Source organism: Vibrio sp. Vb1554, assembly GCF_033344235.1.
Map to the genome: position 1 here is coordinate 11,865 of NZ_JAWPOJ010000043.1, position 18,799 is coordinate 30,663.

The 18,799-nt window shown below is 46.0% G+C and carries 17 protein-coding genes, 1 tRNA gene and 1 riboswitch; of the genes, 6 read left to right on the forward strand and 12 right to left on the reverse strand.

The features are described 5' to 3' along the window. Window positions 1–95: 95 nt before the first annotated feature. The gene (gene uvrD / locus R8N28_RS22055; protein ID WP_005378778.1) at window positions 96–2,270 is read right to left on the reverse strand and encodes a DNA helicase II; all 2,175 of its coding nucleotides are present in this window, start codon (window positions 2,268–2,270) and stop codon (window positions 96–98) included. Window positions 2,271–2,552: 282 nt separating this feature from the next. Between uvrD and R8N28_RS22060 the strand changes: the two genes are divergently transcribed. From R8N28_RS22060 to R8N28_RS22075, 4 genes are all read left to right on the forward strand, one after another. Then, window positions 2,553–2,813, forward strand: a complete 261-nt coding sequence (locus R8N28_RS22060; RefSeq protein ID WP_005378779.1) for a DUF2282 domain-containing protein — start codon at window positions 2,553–2,555, stop codon at window positions 2,811–2,813. A 99-nt stretch (window positions 2,814–2,912) separates the two neighbouring features. Beyond that, on the forward strand, window positions 2,913–3,785 hold the full coding sequence (locus tag R8N28_RS22065; protein ID WP_053350788.1) for a DUF692 domain-containing protein: 873 nt from the start codon (window positions 2,913–2,915) through the stop codon (window positions 3,783–3,785). Then, entirely contained in the window at window positions 3,782–4,540 is a 759-nt protein-coding gene (locus R8N28_RS22070; RefSeq protein ID WP_262635496.1) for a DNA-binding domain-containing protein, read from the forward strand. The genes R8N28_RS22065 and R8N28_RS22070 overlap by 4 nt, the downstream gene beginning before the upstream one ends. 10 nt (window positions 4,541–4,550) lie before the next feature. Then, window positions 4,551–5,006 (forward strand): DoxX family protein, encoded by a 456-nt coding sequence (locus R8N28_RS22075; protein WP_047102549.1) that lies wholly within the window; start codon window positions 4,551–4,553, stop codon window positions 5,004–5,006. A gap of 31 nt (window positions 5,007–5,037) precedes the next feature. On the opposite strand, the gene R8N28_RS22080 is transcribed toward R8N28_RS22075, so the two are convergent. Next, window positions 5,038–5,319, reverse strand: a complete 282-nt coding sequence (locus tag R8N28_RS22080; protein WP_005378786.1) for a hypothetical protein — start codon at window positions 5,317–5,319, stop codon at window positions 5,038–5,040. 91 nt (window positions 5,320–5,410) lie between these two features. Beyond that, on the reverse strand, window positions 5,411–6,604 hold the full coding sequence (locus R8N28_RS22085; protein ID WP_005382927.1) for a multidrug effflux MFS transporter: 1,194 nt from the start codon (window positions 6,602–6,604) through the stop codon (window positions 5,411–5,413). Window positions 6,605–6,711: 107 nt separating this feature from the next. Here R8N28_RS22085 and R8N28_RS22090 point away from each other — a divergent pair, with 107 nt between their 5' ends. Both R8N28_RS22090 and R8N28_RS22095 read left to right on the forward strand, forming a co-directional pair. Then, window positions 6,712–7,653, forward strand: a complete 942-nt coding sequence (locus R8N28_RS22090; RefSeq protein WP_005378791.1) for a LysR family transcriptional regulator — start codon at window positions 6,712–6,714, stop codon at window positions 7,651–7,653. Window positions 7,654–7,856: 203 nt separating this feature from the next. Next, on the forward strand, window positions 7,857–9,647 hold the full coding sequence (locus R8N28_RS22095) for an aminopeptidase P family protein (protein ID WP_065274961.1): 1,791 nt from the start codon (window positions 7,857–7,859) through the stop codon (window positions 9,645–9,647). Window positions 9,648–9,803: 156 nt separating this feature from the next. On the opposite strand, the gene thiH is transcribed toward R8N28_RS22095, so the two are convergent. The 9 genes from thiH to R8N28_RS22140 all read right to left on the reverse strand — a co-directional run bounded on the left by thiH (window position 9,804) and on the right by R8N28_RS22140 (window position 18,665). Further along, window positions 9,804–10,916, reverse strand: coding sequence for a 2-iminoacetate synthase ThiH (thiH, locus tag R8N28_RS22100; RefSeq protein ID WP_065274962.1), 1,113 nt, complete (start codon window positions 10,914–10,916; stop codon window positions 9,804–9,806). Window positions 10,917–10,950: 34 nt separating this feature from the next. Next, entirely contained in the window at window positions 10,951–11,718 is a 768-nt protein-coding gene (locus R8N28_RS22105; protein WP_065274963.1) for a thiazole synthase, read from the reverse strand. A gap of 5 nt (window positions 11,719–11,723) precedes the next feature. Then, on the reverse strand, window positions 11,724–11,978 hold the full coding sequence (gene thiS, locus R8N28_RS22110) for a sulfur carrier protein ThiS (RefSeq protein ID WP_065274964.1): 255 nt from the start codon (window positions 11,976–11,978) through the stop codon (window positions 11,724–11,726). A gap of 38 nt (window positions 11,979–12,016) precedes the next feature. After that, window positions 12,017–12,790, reverse strand: coding sequence for a HesA/MoeB/ThiF family protein (locus R8N28_RS22115; RefSeq protein ID WP_065274965.1), 774 nt, complete (start codon window positions 12,788–12,790; stop codon window positions 12,017–12,019). Then, window positions 12,777–14,192, reverse strand: coding sequence for a thiamine phosphate synthase (locus tag R8N28_RS22120; RefSeq protein WP_262635495.1), 1,416 nt, complete (start codon window positions 14,190–14,192; stop codon window positions 12,777–12,779). Before R8N28_RS22120 ends, R8N28_RS22115 begins: the two co-directional genes overlap by 14 nt. After that, a complete protein-coding gene (gene thiC / locus R8N28_RS22125) occupies window positions 14,192–16,132 on the reverse strand; it encodes a phosphomethylpyrimidine synthase ThiC (RefSeq protein WP_176311214.1) in 1,941 nt (646 codons plus the stop codon). The genes R8N28_RS22120 and thiC overlap by 1 nt, the downstream gene beginning before the upstream one ends. Window positions 16,133–16,295: 163 nt before the next feature. Continuing rightward, a riboswitch (TPP riboswitch) is annotated at window positions 16,296–16,394 on the reverse strand. Window positions 16,395–16,454: 60 nt separating this feature from the next. Next, window positions 16,455–16,838 (reverse strand): fluoride efflux transporter CrcB, encoded by a 384-nt coding sequence (gene crcB, locus R8N28_RS22130; protein WP_005378811.1) that lies wholly within the window; start codon window positions 16,836–16,838, stop codon window positions 16,455–16,457. Window positions 16,839–16,961: 123 nt separating this feature from the next. After that, window positions 16,962–18,344: a multicopper oxidase family protein gene (locus tag R8N28_RS22135; RefSeq protein ID WP_206954903.1), complete on the reverse strand. Its 1,383-nt coding sequence runs from the start codon at window positions 18,342–18,344 to the stop codon at window positions 16,962–16,964. A 244-nt stretch (window positions 18,345–18,588) separates the two neighbouring features. Further along, a tRNA-Trp gene (locus tag R8N28_RS22140) sits at window positions 18,589–18,665 on the reverse strand. Between the last annotated feature and the right edge of the window lie 134 nt (window positions 18,666–18,799).

An 18,799-nucleotide genomic window follows, 5' to 3' on the forward strand; every position in this document is an offset into this window, starting at 1 on the left:
TTCTACAATCAAAAATTGCAACGCAGTTATCGAGTATTTTAACAAGCTAGAATGACCAGTTATTTACTACGATTGGTATGAGTTTTGGTCAAGCCTTACAGTTTCTCTAGTCGTGCGTAAGCAGTTACCAACCATTTGATGCCTTCACCGTTAAAGGCAATCTGTACACGGCTTTGTGGACCACTGCCTTCGAAGTTGATGATGGTGCCTTCACCAAACTTTGGATGCATCACACGAGAACCTAGCGTAAAGCCGGTTTCATTAAAGCTCTCTTTCACAACAGTTTGGCTAAATCGACCACTGCTTGAAGGACGGCTAACTTGCGCCTTCATTCGTACTTCATCTAAACAAGTTTCTGGCAGTTCACGGATAAAGCGAGACGGTTTATGGTATTTATCCTGACCGTACAAACGACGCATTTCAGCATAAGTGATGTACAGTTTCTGCATTGCACGGGTCATGCCTACGTAACACAGACGGCGTTCTTCTTCTAGGCGCCCTGCTTCTTCTGCCGACATTTGGCTTGGGAACATGCCTTCTTCCACACCGACCATAAACACCAATGGGAACTCTAGACCTTTCGCACTGTGTAATGTCATGAGCTGAACCGCATCTTCAAATTCGTCCGCTTGTCCTTCGCCCGCTTCTAGTGCTGCGTGGGTTAGGAATGCCGTCAGCAGTGACATGTCTTCGGCTTCTTCTGGTTTCTCGAATTGGCGAGTTGCGGTCACCAATTCCTCCAAGTTCTCAATACGTGCCTTAGACTTTTCGCCCTTCTCTTGCTCGTACATCGCGAACAAGCCCGAGTATTTAATTACATGGTCAGTTTGGTGATGCAGCGGCATCTCTAAGGTGTCGTCTTCTAGCGCGGTGACAAGCTCGATAAAACGGCTCAGAGCACCAGCAGCGCGACCAGCAAGCACCTTCTCGTCCAACATAGCTACACTCGCTTCCCACATGGTGCAACCACGGTCACGAGCCGCAAAACGGATGGTTTCAAGCGTCTTATCGCCCAAACCACGCGTTGGCGTATTCACCACACGTTCAAACGCTGCATCATCGTTACGGTTGGCAATCAGACGCATGTAGCTCAAGGCATCTTTGATTTCCTGACGTTCGAAGAATCGCATGCCGCCATAGATACGATAAGGCAGACCGGCTTGAATTAACGCTTCTTCCAGAACACGCGACTGGGCGTTGTTACGGTAAAGCATCGCAGCGTCATTCAGAGCACCGCCCTTGTCTTGCCACTCTTTGATTTTGTTCACCGCAAAACGGGCTTCATCTAATTCGTTGTAAGCGCTGTAAACCGAGATAGGCTCACCGACCACGCCATCCGTCCACAACTCTTTACCCATACGCTCGGTGTTATTCGCAATCAGGGTGTTAGATGCTTCCAGAATGGTCTTAGTGGAACGGTAGTTTTGCTCAAGACGAATGGTATTCACGCTTGGGAATTCGAGCGTAAACTTCTCAATGTTCTCGACTTTTGCACCACGCCAACCATAAATCGACTGGTCGTCATCACCTACGATCATCACGTGACACTCAGGACCCGCCATCATACGTAGCCAAGCATATTGAATGTTGTTGGTATCTTGGAACTCATCCACCAAGATATGCTTAAAGCGTGCTTGGTAGTGTTCACGGACGAACTTGTTATCACGCAGTAGCTCATGTGCGCGCAGCAAGATTTCCGCAAAATCGACTAAACCAGCACGATCACACGCTTCTTGGTAAGCGGTGTACAACTGTAGATATGTCTTGGTTACTGGATCATGGTACGCATCAATGTGCGACGGGCGCAGACCTTCGTCTTTCTTACCGTTAATCCACCATGCCACTTGACGTGCCGGCCACTGCTTCTCATCGAGGTTTTGCGCTTTAATCAAACGCTTTAGTAGACGCTGTTGGTCGTCACTGTCAATGATTTGGAAATCTTCCGGTAGCTTCGCATCAAGATAGTGTGCACGCAGAATACGGTGACAAATGCCGTGGAAAGTACCATTCCACATACCGCCTGCACTGCCCATCATTAGCTCTTCGATACGTCCACGCATCTCTGCCGCCGCCTTATTGGTAAAGGTTACCGACATAATTGAAAACGGAGAAGCTTGCTCGACCGACATCAGCCAAGCGATACGGTGAACAAGAACGCGTGTCTTACCACTTCCTGCGCCAGCAAGAACGAGCAAGTTTTCTAGAGGTGCTGCAACGGCTTCACGTTGTTTATCGTTCAAACCGTCGAGTAATAGAGATGGATCCATCATGATGAGAGCTACTGGTTATTTATACATAAAAACCGATTATAACCTAAACAACCGGGTGCTGTTTAGACAAAACTTGATAAAAAAAATCGATGTTTTTTTGCCCAACACATCAATTAGTTATACCTATTTGACCCTACAAACCTATTTACTTAAGAAATTTTTCTGAAAGTTTTTTAGCCAGTTTCCTATCTTTTAAGTTAAGCAAGTTGATAACAAAAACGCCAAAACAGGCGATTCATCTTGCCAACTTAAAGTAAAGGAAATCATTCAGAGGAATTTATTATGAAAAAGTCGAATCTAGCTGTTACTGCTGCTGTTACTGGTCTTCTAGCTCTTGGTGGCACAATGCTAACTGCAGCTCCAGCTGTCGCTGCTGAAAAAGAAAAGTGCTATGGCGTTTCTAAAGCAGGTAAAAACGACTGTGCAACAAAAAGCAGCTCATGCGCTGGTACTTCTAAAGAAGATAACCAAAAAGACGCATTCGTAGTCGTACCAAAAGGTCTTTGTGACAAGCTCGCTGGCGGTAGCACTTCTTCTTCATAATCTTTTATCGCTAGCTATTGTGAGGATGCGTTGACGCTCAACCAACGCAAAGCCAAGACGCATCCTTCTCTTCCCGCACGATTTGAAAAGGAGTTTCACGTGAAACACCACACCTTCCACGACCTTGTTGGAGTTGGGTTAAGAACCCCTCACCTCGATTACTTTAGCCAAAACCAACCCGAGTTGTCTTGGTTAGAAATCCACAGTGAAAACTATTTCCAACCCAATGCAGCAGAGCGCCATCAGCTACAAACGCTTCGCGAGCAATATCAAATTAGCTGCCACGGTATTGGTTTGTCGCTGGGCTCGGTGGAACGTGTTAGTCAAAAGCATCTTGCGCAACTTAAATCACTGATTGACTCAATCGACCCAATTCTTGTTTCTGACCATTTAAGTTGGAGTGAAAACGGCGGTCACTACTTTAATGACCTGCTTCCACTTCCGTATACGGAAGAAGCGCTCAACGTGTTCACTCGTAACGTGAATGAAGTGCAGGAATATTTGCAACGCGAGATCTTGATAGAGAACCCATCTAGTTATGTGAAGTTTCAACATTCGACCATCAGCGAATGGGAGTTTCTTACCGAAGTGCAAAAGCGCACTGACTGTCGTTTATTGCTCGATTTAAACAATGTTTATGTTTCGGCGTTCAACCACGGTTTTGATTGCGACACATACCTAGATGCGATTCCAGCCGACAAAGTGGATGAGATTCACTTGGCAGGTTTTACCATTAAACAACTCGACAAAGGTGAGATATGGATTGATACCCATAGCCGCCCGGTTAGCGATGAAGTTTGGCAGTTGTTTTCACAGTGGACAAAAAAACACGGTCCACGTCATACGTTGATTGAATGGGATTTGGATATCCCCGCGCCAGAAGTCTTATTAGGAGAAGCGCAGAAAGCATCGCAACTGCTGTTGCAAGGCACACTTCCAAGTGAACAAAGCGAACCAAGGAAGGCATCATGAATCTAGCCACCTTACAAAGCCAGTTTGCTAAAGCCCTGCACTATCAAGCGCTCGGTGAAGACTGCGATATTGCCAGTGATGAGTTTACCGCTGATGAACGCATACAAATTTACCGCAATAACTTTATCGTCAGCTTAAGCGAGGTATTATCCGCGACCTACCCGATGGTTGAAGCGCTGCTTGGTGAAGAATGCTTTGAACAGATAGCTCGCCAGCATGTTCTTTCTTACCCATTAGAAGAAGGAAATGTGGTGCATTATGGCGAAGGCTTTCAAGACACCATCATGCAGTTCAGTCAGGTGATCGCACAAGCACCTTACAGCCCTGAAGTCGCACGCTTCGAGTGGCATATCGACCTAGCTCGTCAAGCACAGTATGAGCAATCCAATGCAGCGGAATTAAAACCGCTTGCGTTACTTGGCGAAGTGAGTGAAGAGCAACAACCCACTTTAATCTTACACCTTAAAAAGGGCTGCCGCAGCTTTGACTCCAACTACGCAGTATTCGATCTATTTAGCGCGATTCAAACTGGGCAATTCGAACAACTTAATATCAACCAATTACAGCAAGGTGTCATCTCGATTCAAGCCAATGGAGAAGCCTTGTGTCACGCACTCGATGCTGATGTGTTCCAACTGCTGCAATGTTTAGAGCAGAAGCAGAGTTTGAGCGAAATACCTGAAGTTTTACTCGCTCATCTCAATCGCATCATGGCACTCGATATTGTTGACGGCTTTACATTGCAATCAATCTAAGGAGCACTCTATGACGGATACGGTTAAAAACTTAGTGAATCGGTACGACGATTTAATCAGTACCTTACAAGCTGGCTTTGTCCCTTTACTACTTCTCTTTTGCCGCTTTTGGGTTGCTTGGGTGTTCTTCAATTCAGGACTAATCAAAATCTCATCTTGGGATAGCACGCTGTACTTATTTGAGCTGGAATACCAAGTGCCAATCTTGCCATGGGAATTGGCGGCTTATTTAGGTACGGCTGCGGAGTTGGTTCTACCGGTGTTCTTGGCACTAGGATTGATTACCCGCCCGATGGCAGCAATGCTGTTTGTGTTCAACATCATCGCAGTGATCTCTTACCCACTGTTGTGGGAGAAAGGTTTTTATGACCACCAACTTTGGGGATTGATGATTCTTATCATAATCGTATGGGGGCCAGGACCGCTGTCTTTGGACCACATCCTGAAAAAGAAAATGACGAGCTAAAAAAATCCCCGCATCATGCGGGGATTTTTTATTATTTATTCAAGTAAGCCAGTAGCTCTTCTGCTGAGATACCTTGCTGAGCGAGGTCTTTTGCCATCTGCTCGACTTGTTCATCTTTGCGTGACTCAATCACTTGCTGAAATTGGTACACGATATCACGCAAAATTGGCAGAGGTACTTGTTTAGCCGCACTACGAATACGCTCGGAGCTTTGATTACCCAGCTCATTAAGCAACTTGCCAAACATCACCTTTTCTGGTGAATCTTCCATTTGCTCTAGAATACGAGCCATTTCATACGTGGTTAACGACATTACTTTTTGAGTTCCGTTATGGTGTCAGGAAAAGTCTGAGTGACAAATATACACGCCTTACTTACATTGGAAAATACTAAATTACACTGATTTACGCTTTCGCAAAGCTCGAGTGCCAGTTCTTCCCTGCTTTTGTAAACAGAACGACCAACGCAGGTAATAGGACCCACATATGAATTGCGATCAAGGTTTGTGGATCCAGAGATAAGCGTTGCAGTGTACCCACCAGCAAACCAGAGCCACTCATTTGGAACAATCCAAGCAGTGCAGCTGCCGTGCCCGCCTTATCACCAAACGGTTCTAACGCTTTCCCTGCCGCTGCACCCAGAATGAATGCAAAACCTACAGAAGACATGAAGATAGGTAGCATGAAAGAAAGCGCGGTATTCTGACCATTCATCACTAGCATGATCACACCTGCGAGGCCCAGAGTTGAGATCCCGGTGACCAAGGTGTTGTGAGTTCCAACGCGCTCCATAAACTTAGGCGCCAGCATACATGCCGCAATGTTTATCACCGCATTTACACCAAACCAGAAAGTGAATTCATTCATCGACAGCCCCATCCCCGTCATCAATACCGACGGTGCTGAGGTAACGTAAGCAAGAATAACCGCCATCGCCATCAAGCATAATGACGCATGGAAAACAAAAGATGGTGTGCTAAGCACTGCCCAATACCGACTAAGCTTAAACACGGCTTGCTTTTCTGTTGACGGGTTAGTCTCTTTCATCATGAAAAACATTAATGATCCAGACACCACAGCAAAACCCGCCATAAAGCTAAAGTTAGCACGCCAGTCAAATTGCTGAGTTAACCAGCTACCTAGAATTGGAGCTAAAGCCGGAATGAAACAAATCGCACCGTTAAGGTAGCTGATCATTTTGCCGCTTTTTTCCGGGCCAAAGATATCGCGAACTGTTGCAAAGGCTGCTACCGATGTCGCACACGCACCTAAGCCTTGTAGCAGTCGGGAAACCAACATCCACTCAATATTTTGAGCACTCCACGCCAATAAAGCGCTCATCGCGTAAATGGTGATACCGCCCAGTGCAACAGTTCGACGTCCGAGTTTATCTGCTAGGGGACCTGCGAATAGCTGACCAACACCCATAGCAAATAAGAACCAAGTGATCGTGTCTTGTGCTAGCGCATTATCGACCTGAAAAGTGGAAGCAATAAGAGGTAAAGCAGGTAGATAAATATCAATCGCTAAAGGACTGAAAAGAACCAAAAGGGTCAATAACGCCATCTGTTTTTTACTATTAGAAAACTGGCTAGACACACAACACTCCGAATTGGATAAAGAACTTTGGGTAAAGCTTAATCATCTGATGATATGAATGGAAATGATGTATAATCATGAGCATTATTCCTCAGAGGAAATTCACTGTGAACGTCGAAAAACTGGCTCGTATCGATTTAAATCTATTGGTCTGCTTTAAAGTGCTGATTGAAGAGTTAAACGTTACTCGTGCGGCCCACCGATTGTGCTTAAGCCAATCCGCCGTAAGTAAATCACTGGCTAAACTGCGCATTCAATTTGATGACCCGCTTTTCACTCGAAACTCACATGGATTAACACCTACGCCGCGCGCATTGTTTCTTAAACCGAAACTGGATCTGTTGATAAATCAGTTAGAAGTGCTGACTCAACCCGAAGAGTTTTCTCCGCAAAGCAGCGAATACCGTTTTCAAATAGCAGCGGTAGAGAGTGTCTACCCTCTCATTCTACCCCATTTCTTACCGGCGATTTTTCAACAAGCACCTGGCGTGACAATTAGCACACACCCGTGGTCGGATAATACATTTAAAATGCTTCAACGCGGCGAACTGGATTTAGGCTTAACTGGAAAAGATATCGATATAAACGATGCCAAGCTGACTCTTCAACCACCCGATGACATTTGCGAGTTGGAAATTTATCGTGATTACCAAATGTGCATCATTCGCAAAAACCACCCTGCGCTAAAACAACCTTGGAATCTGGAAGCCTATCTCGCCCTACGCCATGTACAAGTACGTTGTGATGGCAACGACCGTTGGTTGCTGGATTATCGCCTTGCAGATATTGGCGCCGACCGCGATATTGCCGTCACCGTGCCCGACTTTAACAGTGCCGCAAGTTTATGTTCATACACCGACTTTATCTTTACTGCGCCAAGTCATTTTGTGCAACTTGCGGCCAAACAGCTTGATTTGGTCGTGCTGCCACTACCGTTAGAATTCCCACCTATGGCTTACACTTTATTCTGGCACCGAGATAGAGAAAACGACCCTGCATTAGGCTGGCTACGTACGATGATCACACAAAAAACCGATCACCTTAGATAAAAACACCGCACTCAATTTGCGCTTAGCGGCTAAAATGAGTAGCTTAACTGTCGTAGTCCTTTTTGGCTCATCTATGGCCTAGTTGTACTCCGACTCTATTGAAGTGATTGCGAACCTCAATGGAATCGTAAACTGCATGAAGCAGATGGAAACAGCTCCCACACCTGAGCATGAAGGAGCGGTAATTTGAAGGAATAACACAGATGCACAACGATACCCAAAGCCGCGTGAATGCAATTCGCGAATGGCTAGCACAACATAATATTGATGCCCTACTTGTCCCTCATGAAGACGAGTACTTGGGTGAATACGTACCAGCGCACAACGAGCGTTTACATTGGCTAACTGGCTTTACTGGTTCTGCTGGTGCTGCGGTAATCACCAAAGACAAAGCCGCTATCTTTGTTGATGGTCGCTACACAGTACAAGTAACAAAGCAGGTTCCTGCTGATCTATTCGAATACCGTCACTTGATTGAAGAGCCTGCACTAGATTGGATTAAAGACCATCTTGCAAATGGCGCGTCTGTGGCAATCGACCCTCGCATGCACAACGCTGCTTGGCTAGACATGGCACAAGCAAAACTTGCTGGCGCACTTGAGCTTAAGATTCTCGATAGCAACCCAATTGATGAACTGTGGCACGACCGCCCTGCTCCTGTGGTTTCTGATGTTCGCCTAATGGCAACAGAAGCAGTTGGTCAGTCAAGTGAAAGCAAACGCCAAGAAATCGCAGAGCTCGTGAAAAAAGCCGGTGCAGACAGCGCAGTGATCACAGCACTTGATTCTATCTGTTGGTTACTCAACGTTCGTGGTCTTGATGTATCACGTCTACCAGTTCTGCTTTCTCACGCGATTCTGCACTCAGACTCAAGCGTGGAATACTTCCTAGATCCTGCTCGCCTACCTGCTGAGTTTGACGCTCATGTTGGTGCCGGCGTGACGGTTCATCACCCAGAAGCATTGCAAGCACGACTAGAAAACCTAACTGGCAAGAATGTACTGGTTGACCCTGCGACAAGTAACGCGTGGTTTAAGCTGGTGCTTCAAAACGCAGGCGCATCTGTGGTGAGTAAAGCTGACCCATGCCTAATGCCAAAAGCGGCGAAGAACTCAGTTGAAATCGCAGGCATGAAAGCATGTCATATCCGTGATGGCGTAGCGATGAGTAAGTTCCTATCTTGGTTAGATGCTGAAGTCGTTGCGGGTAACCTGCATGATGAAGCGACGCTGGCAGACAAACTGGAAGCGTTCCGTAGCGAAGACCCGACACTTATGGATCTTAGCTTCGATACTATCTCGGCAGCAGGTGGCAACGCGGCGATGTGTCACTATAATCACGAGAACCAACCTGAACCTGGCAAGCTAGAACTGAACACACTTTACCTAGTGGATTCAGGCGGTCAGTACCTAGATGGCACGACAGACATTACGCGTACCATCGCGATCGGTCAGCCTTCACAAGAGATGATTAAACAATTCACTCTCGCGCTAAAAGGCCACATCGGTGTTGCACGTGCACGTTTCCCGAAAGGCACACGTGGTTACCAAATCGATACGCTAGCTCGTCAGCACCTGTGGGCGGAGGGCTACGATTACGATCACGGTACTGGTCACGGTGTCGGTCACTTCCTAAGTGTTCATGAAGGTCCGGCGAGCATTTCGAAGAAGCAAATCGACGTGCCTCTAACAGAAGGTATGGTGCTATCCAACGAGCCAGGTTACTACCGTGCGGATGCGTTTGGTATCCGTATCGAGAACCTAGAGCTTGTTGTTGAAACCCCAACTAACGGTGACTTCCCTGTTCTATCATTTGAGTCGCTAACACGCTGTCCAATCGACAAGCGCAATATCAACGTTGATATGCTAACTCGTCCAGAGCTTGCTTGGTTGAATGATTACCATCAGAAGGTATGGGATGAGATCAGCCCACTTGTTGAGGGTGATGTGAAAGAGTGGCTTCGTCAAGCAACGCTACCAGTAGCACACAGCTAGAAGCTAGAAGCTAGAAGCTAGAAGCTAGAAGCTAGAAGCTAGAAGCTAGAAGCTAGAAGCTAGAAAAAAGTAGAGGGTTGATGTTTTGCATCAACCCTCTTTTTTTGCCTATGTTTCACGTGAAACATAACGATGACCAGTGGCTTTCTTTGCTACTTAACCAGAATACGCCGAGTGCCAATCTCGCCATACAGGATCAAAGCCTTTGGCTCGAATCATATCTTCCACAGAAGCAGCACTTCGCTCATCACTGATCTCAAACTGCTCGAGTTCAACATCATCCATCGCATAACCACCCGGCTGAGTTTTAGATGCAGCAGACATACTGGTGATACCTAACGGTAATGCATTGTCTCTGAACTTTGGTGATTCACGAGTCGATAATGACAACTCCACTTCTGGATTCAACAAACGATAAGCGCAAATCAGCTGAACAAGTTGCTTATCCGTCATGACTGATTTGGGTTGTAGCGCGCCCTCACAAGGACGTAAACGTGGGAAAGAAATTGAGTAACGAGTCTGCCAATACGTGCGCTCAAGATAGTCCAAGTGCGCTGCCACATAAAAGCAGTCGGTACGCCACTCTTCCAACCCTATCAATGCGCCAATACCGATCTTATCGATGCCCGATTTTGCAAGACGATCGGGTGTATCCAATCGGTATTCGAAATCCATCTTATTGCCACGCAAATGGTGCTCGGCGTAAGTCGAAGGGTGATACGTTTCTTGATAGACCATGACCGCATCTAAACCCAATGTCTTGAGCTCAGCGTATTCGTCTTGATCAAGTGGCTGTACTTCCATCGCTAAATAGTTAAAACGTTGCTTAATCATCGGCACCATTTCGCGGAAGTATTTCATGCCCACTTTGGTTTCGTGTTCGCCAGTCACCAGCAATACGCTATCAAACTTCATGCGCTTGATTGCTTCGACCTCTGCAACCACTTCGTCCCGATTCAAGGTACGACGTTTGATTCTGTTCTCCATCGAGAAGCCACAATAAGTACAAGCATTGGCGCACAAGTTAGAAAGGTACAATGGAATATAAAGCGACATGGTATTGCCAAAACGCTTGCGAGTTGCCGAGTATGACAACTGCGCCATTTGCTCTAAGTACGCTTCAGCCGCTGGTGAAATTAGCGCTTTAAAGTCTTCCAAATCACGCTTGGGTTTATTCAATGCTCGCTCGACGTCTTTTGCCGTTTTCGCATAGATCGACATCGAAATGTCATCCCAATTAAGCTGCTTAAATTGTTCAACGAAGCTCATGTTTTCCTCGCTTATTAGCTAAATCAATCTAGGGCTAAAGCTCATCTAGGAATGACGTCAGTGGACTCGACGCAACCGCATGAGAAACCTTACCAGCAAGTCCGGCTTCATAAGCCATACGCCCCGACTCTACCGCCAACTTAAATGCCTTCGCCATCGCAACAGGATCGCTCGAAGCTGCAATCGCAGTATTAACGAGAACGGCATCCGCGCCCATTTCCATCGCACGCGCGGCATGTGAAGGAGCACCAATACCCGCATCAACAATGACAGGAACATTGGCTTGGTCGATGATGATCTCTAGGAAATCGTGAGAAACTATCCCTTTGTTGGAACCAATCGGCGCACCTAATGGCATGACCGCAGCACAGCCTACTTCTTCCAATCGTTTACACAGAACCGGGTCAGCATGACAGTAAGGAAGGACAATGAAGCCTTCACGAACCAGCTGTTCAGCGGCTGCAAGTGTCTCAATTGGATCGGGCATTAAGTACTTCGGGTCTGGATGAATTTCCAGTTTTAGCCAGTTAGTACCCAACGCTTCTCGCGCCAGTTGTGCAGCAAACACAGCATCTTTAGCATTTTTTGCACCTGAGGTGTTCGGCAATAAGTTCACACCCGCTTGTACTAACGGCAACAAAATATCGTCTTGTTGGTCGTTCACATCCACACGCTTCAACGCCATAGTCGCAAGTTGAGAACCCGATACTTGAATCGCTTCTGCCATTAATCGGCTGTTGGCAAACTTCCCTGTTCCCGTAAACAGTCTTGATTCGAATTGTTTATCACCAATTTTAAGCATCGACTTTAACCCCCTGCGATCGCTTGAAACAAAGAGATGCTATCTCCCTGTGAAAGAACTGTGCTAGCCCACTCACTGCGCGGCACAACATTGTTATTAATTGCAAAAACACAGCCAATTTCAGGCAGCGCAAATTGACTAATGATTTGCTGTAGATTCGACTCACTGGCAACTTGATGTGACTGGTCATTGATGACAATAGTGATCACATCTAAGTCAGCAGCGGTCATTTGTGTTGTTTGTTGTTCTGATAACGTCATTGCTTCCAACTCTCTTAATTCTGCCTATTACTCGTAAGCTAAATCTGAGCACACACTTGGCACTGTTTGTCTTTGCTTATCGCCATGGTTTGCCATTGCAGTTTCAACCCATCAAACAGATGCAACTTGGCAGTCTCGACATGAAACTTTCCCGTCGCCAGTTTTTGAATTGCCGCTATCGCTTGGTAGTTGCCAAGTGTGCCCACCACCGGACCGACGACACCACTCTCACTGCACTTTTGCGTTTGCGGTAATTCGTCGAACGGATACAAACAGCGGTAACAGGCTGTACTCTCTGCTTCTTGTTCAATCTGCGTTTGATAATCAAAGACAGCGAATTGCCCTTGCCAACCAATTGCCGCCGCCGAGATGAGCGGCGTATTTTGCTCGAAACAAACTTGGTTAATGAGCTGACGCGTTGGCATGTTATCGGTGCAGTCGAGCACCACATCCGCTAGTATCACCTCAAGCTGAAGCTGTGCTTTGTCTAATCGCTTATTGAGGGCACGAATTTGAACCATAGAATTAAGGTCAGTCAGTTGCTTTACAGTCGCTTTTGTTTTCGCAACTTGTAGGTCTTGTTCACGATAAATGATCTGACGTTGTAGGTTACTGCTATCAACTTCATCGTCATCGACCACTACCAATTTACCAACACCCGCTGATGCCAAGTACAAACTCGCTGCGCTCCCTAACCCACCACAACCGATGATCAGCACATGCGATTTGCTCAAACGCTTTTGCCCAATTTCGGCAATTTCAGGCAGAGCGACTTGGCGCTGATAGCGAAGGAACTGCTTATCCGTGAGCATGCTCGCCTCTCTTGGTATCCGCCAACTCACTATTCTGATCAGTGAACGTTAGCTGTCTTTCCTTCATCAGTTGTGCGAAGAACTCGATGACCGATTGAGGTGATTCTGCCAACGTAATAGCACGCACTACTGCTAAGCTAGAAACACCTGTTTGCCAAACTTGGTCTGCATTAGATTGGTCAATACCACCAATCGCGACCGTCGGAAAGCCAAGCACATGGTCACTAACTGCTTTGTCTTTTGAAGGGCGGAAAGCAGCCTCTGTATTTGTATAAGGAATGCTATCAATCAGCTTTTGATACAGCGCCAAGCGCACCAAACCTTGTGGCTTCGATGGCATCTGTTTAGTGGTGGTTGGGAAAATATGCCCTAGTGCGATGTAGCTAGGATGAATTTGTACGATGCGCAGTAGTTCATAATAACCATGAGTAGAAAGACCAAGATGAATACCCGCTTTAGTTAGCTGAGCTAAATTCGATTCTTCTATGTCTTCTTGTCCTAGGTGAACACCATAAGCGCCATGCTTGATTGCCAACTGCCAATAGTCATTGATGAACACTTGTGCTTGATACTGACGACCTAGCTCAATTGCTCGAATGATCTGTTGTTCTAAATCGGCTTGTTGTGGGTTCTTGATTCGCAGTTGAATAGTGTTGATGCCTAGTGGCAGTAGACGCTCAATCCAAGCAACATCATCAACGACTGGATAGAGCCCTAGACTTTGCTTAGTTAGAGTTGGAAAGCTAACGCTCTCACCTTGTGCAGACCAACCAACTTGAATACCTAGTCGGTTATCCTCCAGTACAGGTGTGGGGAAATCATCAAATTGGGCAGCCCACTGAGTAGTTCGTCCCTCGTCAAGGTTGTCATTAAACAGTGTTTCACGTGAAACATTCGCTTGTTGAGTTAGCATTCCTCGAGCAAGTGTTAACGCATCTTCGATAGGAAAATCGAGTACTGTCAGCGTTACTATCCAAGCAAGATGATGTTCGGGATCGAACATTGCGTTGAATTTGGACTTAACGGAAAGCGCTCTCACTTCGTTGTTAATTGGGTGACGCCAGATATCAAGCTGAAGCACTTTCTCCTTTTCATCGGATACCTGCGTATCAGCAATGCCAATATAAATCGCTTTCGACGGTTGCTTAGCACACGCTTCTACCGACAAAGCAGAGCGGTAATAGAGCACAAATGAACTCTCATGCTCAGAGTCATAACCATCAATAAGGTCTGTCGTTATGTGCGTAGTCTGTTGGTCACGAACAAGCTGAATAGATTGAGTTGGGCTCACACCCAACTCAATGTCTTCAATGTTAAAACCCTGTTCTTTCGCCAACAACAAACATTGCTGAACTAAACCTGTCAGTTCAATCAATGATGACGGAATAAGGATTTTGCTCATTAGCCACTTACCTCGGCATGTGCTGCTGGGTGGTATAACTCAGAACCTGTATCTCTAAATTCTTGCGATTTCTGACGCATCCCCTCAAGAGGATCATCCAGCATTTTGATCGATATAGCTTGGTCCGCAGCAACTTGCTCAGTATCTTTTGCGTACTCTCGTACCTCTTGCGAAATCTTCATAGAGCAGAACTTTGGTCCGCACATCGAACAGAAGTGAGCAACTTTTCCAGACTCTTGAGGCAAGGTTTCATCATGGAAAGCACGCGCGGTATCTGGGTCGAGCGACAAGTTAAATTGGTCTTCCCAGCGGAACTCGAAGCGAGCTTTAGAAAGCGCGTTATCACGAACTTGTGCACCAGGGTGTCCTTTCGCCAAATCAGCGGCGTGCGCAGCAAGCTTGTAAGTGATCATGCCTACTTTCACGTCTTCTTTGTTTGGTAAACCAAGATGCTCTTTAGGAGTTACGTAGCAAAGCATTGCACAGCCATACCAACCAATCATGGCAGCGCCAATACCTGAAGTAATATGGTCGTAACCAGGAGCGACGTCTGTCGTCAATGGACCAAGAGTATAGAAAGGAGCCTCATGACAGTGCTCTAACTGCTCTTCCATGTTCTCTTTGATCATATGCATTGGAACATGACCAGGGCCTTCAATAATCACCTGTACGTCGTATTCCCACGCAACCTTGGTCAATTCGCCAAGAGTACGAAGCTCTGCAAATTGCGCTTCATCGTTAGCATCAGCAACCGAGCCAGGACGCAGACCATCACCAAGAGATAGTGCGACATCGTACTTAGCACAGATTTCACAGATCTCTCGGAAGTGAGTATATAAGAAGCTTTCTTGGTGATGCGCTAAACACCATTTCGCGATGATAGAACCACCACGAGAGACGATGCCAGTAACGCGTTTTGCCGTCATCGGTACATAGCGCAGTAGTAAACCGGCATGGATGGTGAAGTAATCAACGCCCTGCTCTGCTTGCTCGATCAGAGTATCGCGCATCACTTCCCAGTTAAGGTTTTCCGCCACACCATTCACTTTCTCAAGCGCTTGATACATTGGTACGGTACCGATCGGAACTGGACTGTTACGTAGAATCCACTCGCGAGTTTCGTGAATATTACGTCCAGTAGAGAGATCCATAACGGTATCTCCACCCCAGCGCGTTGCCCACACTAGTTTCTCTACTTCTTCTTCAATCGAAGAAGTGACCGATGAGTTACCGATGTTGGCGTTCACTTTGACCAAAAAGTTACGTCCAATGATCATTGGTTCGGATTCTGGGTGGTTGATATTGGAAGGGATAATCGCGCGACCTTCGGCGACTTCTTTACGCACAAACTCGGCGGTAATGTCTTTTGGAAGATTCGCTCCAAAGCTTTGACCCGGATGCTGTTGATTCAGCACTTCATCGCGGTATTGAGCACGCCCCATATTTTCACGCAGGGCGATGTATTCCATTTCTGGGGTGATTATACCTTTGCGAGCATAGTGCAATTGGGTCACACAATGGCCATCTTTGGCACGTCGAATACGTGGTAGATTACCGTAACGAAGATCGTCTAGTGTTTCGTCTTCTAAGCGTTCTTTGGTGTACACCGAGCTTACTTCATCAAGTAGCTCAGTATCGGCACGCTCTTCAATCCACCCTTCTCTCAGCTTAGGTAAGCCGCTATAGAGGTCTATGGTGTGCTCTGGATCTGTGTATACACCCGAGGTATCGTAAACGCGTACTGGCTCATTAGGCTCGAAAATAGGCGCTTCTTTTGTGCCTCCAATAAGGCTATCAGCGAGTGATATTTCACGCATTGGCACACGAATATCTGGACGTGAGCCTTCTACGTAGACTTTGCTTGAATTGGGGTACGGTTGTACCGAGAGTGTATCAATGAACTGTTTTGCTTCCAGTCTCGCTTGTTTGCGACTCGACATAGCATTTTTCCTTGCTTTGTTATACTAGATAAAAAGTAATTGGATAAAAATGCTTGGCGGATAGATGCGACAAGAGGAGTCAAATTAAGGCTAGTTAAAGCTTACGATATTTGCCTGTAACAACATTCGACTTTTGATAGATCAACCAGAAAGAGCTCCGGTGTGAATATCTTCTCTTGTTCCCTTCGCAGATTCTAATCTGATCAGGTTCAACGGATCCCGAATTAACGGTCTCAGCCTTATGGCACTCCGACAAGTGATGTCAGTATATAAAAACGGCTTGGTGAAACCAAGCCGACCTGTTCAATTTTTAACTACTTTGCTAGCTGCGCATCAATAATTGAAAGCCTATCCACGCCGCTGAAATACTTAACACTACATTCAACAATACGTTCAACCCCATCTTAAAGAAAGCGCCCTGCTGCATAAGCAACACATTATCCATCGAGAAGGTGGAAAACGTCGTTAGTGCCCCTAAAAAACCCAAGCCAATCACTTGTCGCCAAGGTTCCGTTGCCAAAAGTTCATTATCGAAAGCTGCTATCAATAAGCCCATCATAAATGAGCCAACAACGTTAACGGTTAACGTACCATATGGAAAACCACGCCCCAATAAAATGACACAAAGTTCAGAAATTAAGTAACGAGAACATGCACCAAATGCACCACCCAATGCAATAAAACCCAAAACGGATAGTTGTCCCATAATTCCCCCAGAAAAGTTAATGGCGACATTGTAATCAAATTTACGGCAATAGTGATTATACAATCTTAGAATTCAGCAAAGTATAGCGCTTAAAACTTATCAAGATTTTAAAAGTTACAGGAGTCACTTTACTTCAATGTACCCCATCAAACCCGTCTTCATATGTTCAATTACATGACAATGGTACATCCAACGCCCTGGTTTATCTGCAACAAATGCCGCTTTCGCACTGCCGTTTTTTCCAAGTAAGACCGTATCGGTATGAAACGGTTCGTCGAGTTTTTTGCCATCTAACTCAAGAACCGTAAATGTGTGTCCATGAAGATGAATAGGATGATGATATTGGGTGACGTTCTTTAGGTTGAAGATATAGGTTTTTCCAATCTCCAATGTTGAAAGCGGCGCTGGAATATTATCTTTGCTCATTCCTTCCCAAGCCCGTTTGTTCATCAGCCAGAATTGGGGGATCGCTTTGCCCGATTGATCAGCAGGAGTGATCGCCCCCTCCCACTCAAACACATAATCGATTTGCTCTGCATTTTTCAAATCGAGAGCTGGCACAGGGTTGAGAGGTAATAAAGGCAGTTTCTGGTTGTTCGACAGGTCAGACTCAACAACGTCAAACTCGCACAAAGGGAATGGGAAGCGTCCTTTCATTTGACGCACATAAACACGTTTTCCAGCCTTTGGAGCAATCAATCCGACATCTAACCTCATTCCTGGACCAATTTTATGCTGAGTGAGCTTATAAGGCGTTTTAACAGGGTTACCATCAATAGCAATAACCCAAGCCTCTGCACCTTCAATAGCGATCGGGTAAGTAATGGTGTTATCGACATTAGCAATTCTTAATCGCGTGGTAGCATTCTGCTTCAGCGTATAAACAGGTTCATGCACACCATTGACGCTACTCCACTCTCCGGGAGTCCCCATACGAGCGCTCAAGCGCGGTACCATAAGGTTCTTCCACTGACCTTGTTTGTCTAAGTGCCAATGCTTGAGGACGACTTCATGCTCTTCATCAAACTGAACAGGCTCTGCCTCTTCAACGACAATTAGCCCGACTAAGCCCTTACCAAGCTGCTTCACACTATTCATATGTGGGTGATACCAAAATGTGCCCGCATCTGGTGGTGTAAATTCATAAACGAATGTTTCACCTGGCATGATAGGCTGCTGGCTCAAGAAAGGTACACCATCCATTTCAATAGGGATTCGCAAGCCATGCCAGTGGATTGTAGTCGGCTCTGAAAGCTTGTTAGTAAACCGAATTATAACTTTCTCGCCTTGGCGACAACGAATCACAGGCGCTGGAATCGAACCATTAAATGCGAGTACGTCTGTGTTAAACCCAGGGACTAATTCTGCAGTAGAAGGCTCTGCAGTGATATCGTATATATATTGCCCCTGCTTATTAGTGCTCCTAGATAGAGAACATGCAGGTAGAACGGCAAGCGCGGAGATTGCTAAGGATGATTGAAGAAAGCGTCGACGAGATATATCCATACATAGTTACTCATTAATCCAGATCGGTTGAGTGTAACTAAATATAAATAGTGATTCCCCTTTATTATTAAAATTTCGGGCCACTGATCATTACAGCTAACTGTAGTTTCGTTCGTTCAGTAGATTAAATGCTGCCAAAGTACAGCAGAAAGCCATACTTACGGGATAAGAGTAGAAATAAGCTGTAATAATGAGAAGAAACCAGATACAAAAAAGGCTCTGACCTAAGTCAGAGCCTGATATGTGGCAGGGGTGGAGAGATTCGAACTCCCAACACGCGGATTTGGAATCCGCTGCTCTGCCAATTGGAGCTACACCCCTATAGAATTTTCATATTCTAGATTTGACAAAACCTCGCATAAGCGAGGTTGTCGATATTAAGTGGCGGAGTGGACGGGACTCGAACCCGCGACCCCCGGCGTGACAGGCCGGTATTCTAACCAACTGAACTACCA

Bases quoted from the DNA above. Each gene is read 5' to 3' on its own strand.
- thiH (WP_065274962.1), bottom strand. From the start codon at position 10,916: ATGAGCTTCGTTGAACAATTTAAGCAGCTTAATTGGGATGACATTTCG.
- R8N28_RS22135 (WP_206954903.1), bottom strand. From the start codon at position 18,344: ATGGATATATCTCGTCGACGCTTTCTTCAATCATCCTTAGCAATCTCC.
- R8N28_RS22120 (WP_262635495.1), bottom strand. From the start codon at position 14,192: ATGAGCAAAATCCTTATTCCGTCATCATTGATTGAACTGACAGGTTTA.
- crcB (WP_005378811.1), bottom strand. From the start codon at position 16,838: ATGGGACAACTATCCGTTTTGGGTTTTATTGCATTGGGTGGTGCATTT.
- R8N28_RS22080 (WP_005378786.1), bottom strand. From the start codon at position 5,319: ATGTCGTTAACCACGTATGAAATGGCTCGTATTCTAGAGCAAATGGAA.
- R8N28_RS22105 (WP_065274963.1), bottom strand. From the start codon at position 11,718: ATGCTTAAAATTGGTGATAAACAATTCGAATCAAGACTGTTTACGGGA.
- R8N28_RS22115 (WP_065274965.1), bottom strand. From the start codon at position 12,790: ATGCTCACGGATAAGCAGTTCCTTCGCTATCAGCGCCAAGTCGCTCTG.
- thiC (WP_176311214.1), bottom strand. From the start codon at position 16,132: ATGTCGAGTCGCAAACAAGCGAGACTGGAAGCAAAACAGTTCATTGAT.
- thiS (WP_065274964.1), bottom strand. From the start codon at position 11,978: ATGACGTTATCAGAACAACAAACAACACAAATGACCGCTGCTGACTTA.
- R8N28_RS22070 (WP_262635496.1), top strand. From the start codon at position 3,782: ATGAATCTAGCCACCTTACAAAGCCAGTTTGCTAAAGCCCTGCACTAT.
- R8N28_RS22095 (WP_065274961.1), top strand. From the start codon at position 7,857: ATGCACAACGATACCCAAAGCCGCGTGAATGCAATTCGCGAATGGCTA.
- R8N28_RS22075 (WP_047102549.1), top strand. From the start codon at position 4,551: ATGACGGATACGGTTAAAAACTTAGTGAATCGGTACGACGATTTAATC.
- R8N28_RS22060 (WP_005378779.1), top strand. From the start codon at position 2,553: ATGAAAAAGTCGAATCTAGCTGTTACTGCTGCTGTTACTGGTCTTCTA.
- uvrD (WP_005378778.1), bottom strand. From the start codon at position 2,270: ATGATGGATCCATCTCTATTACTCGACGGTTTGAACGATAAACAACGT.